This is a genomic window from Kocuria cellulosilytica (assembly GCF_040981245.1).
Taxonomy (GTDB): Bacteria; Actinomycetota; Actinomycetes; order Actinomycetales; family Micrococcaceae; genus Kocuria; species Kocuria cellulosilytica.
In genome coordinates this window covers 1-502 of record NZ_JAVFWZ010000175.1, presented here as the reverse complement: position 1 = coordinate 502, position 502 = coordinate 1, and the positions used below count along the sequence as shown (strand labels likewise).

General features: G+C 76.7%; 1 protein-coding gene. It reads left to right on the top strand.

Going from position 1 to position 502, the window contains the following annotated elements; all coding sequences use genetic code 11:
- Positions 1-232 (top strand): LysM peptidoglycan-binding domain-containing protein (locus RCG67_RS17565; protein ID WP_368828115.1); only part of this gene is annotated, 232 nt, incomplete at its 5' end.
- Positions 233-502 lie beyond the last annotated feature (270 nt).

Below are 502 nucleotides of genomic sequence, written 5' to 3'. Positions count from 1 at the left end.
GCCCGTCGCCGCCCCGGCCCCCGTGGTCGACTACGTCGCCCCGGCCGTCTCCGTGGCCCCGGCCTCCGTGGCCGGCGAGTCCTACACCGTGGTCGCCGGCGACACCCTCTCGGTCATCGCCGCGAAGCTGGGCATCGAGGGTGGCTGGGAGGCCCTGGCCGCCGCCAACGCCGGCAGCATCGCCGACCCGAACCTGATCTTCCCCGGTCAGGTGCTGAACATCCCCGCCTGATCCGCTTCAGGACCGGCACCGCGCGGCCGCGACCGCGCGCCAGCACGACGAAGGGCCCCTCCGCCGCGGAGGGGCCCTTCGTCGTGCCCGGCCGGGCGCCGGGGTGGCGCGCTCAGAGCCACAGCCACCGCTCGGCGGGCTCCACCGTCGCGTCGCCGAAGCTCACGGAGCGCTCCGCGCCCTTGACCCGGTACGGCTGGACGACCAGCAGGGCCTCGCCCTCCCGGTGCTGGGTCTCCACGGCCACCGCGCTCTGCCCGGAGCGGTCCG